General features: G+C 57.3%; 1 protein-coding gene. It reads right to left on the bottom strand.

What is annotated here, in order from left to right:
• Position 1: 1 nt before the first annotated feature.
• On the bottom strand, positions 2-300 hold a 299-nt coding region (locus AB9F29_RS22100), incomplete at its 5' end, for an acetyl-CoA carboxylase biotin carboxyl carrier protein subunit (protein ID WP_369757275.1).

Genomic DNA, 300 nt, shown 5'->3' with positions numbered 1-300 from the left:
ATCATGCCTCGCCCGCCTCTTCCTCAACCGCAATCAACGGCGCACCCGCAACAACTTGATCCCCAGAAGCCACAAAAACCTCCGCAATCTCGCCGTCCCGCGTCGCCAATAAGTAGTGCTCCATTTTCATCGCTTCCAAAATCGCCAACCGCTCGCCCTGCACGACCACCGCTCCCGCCTTGACAAAAACAGCCTTCACCAATCCGGGCATCGGCGCGAAAACAATATCCCACGCAGGCCCCTCCTGACCCCCGCGCGCCAAAGGATCAATCGCCTCAAACACATAGGTATTGCCAAAAA

The organism is Falsihalocynthiibacter sp. S25ZX9 (assembly GCF_041205405.1).
GTDB lineage: Bacteria > Pseudomonadota > Alphaproteobacteria > Rhodobacterales > Rhodobacteraceae > Falsihalocynthiibacter > Falsihalocynthiibacter arcticus.
Note: the sequence above shows the minus strand (reverse complement) of the source record. Positions and strands in the feature narration are given on the sequence as shown.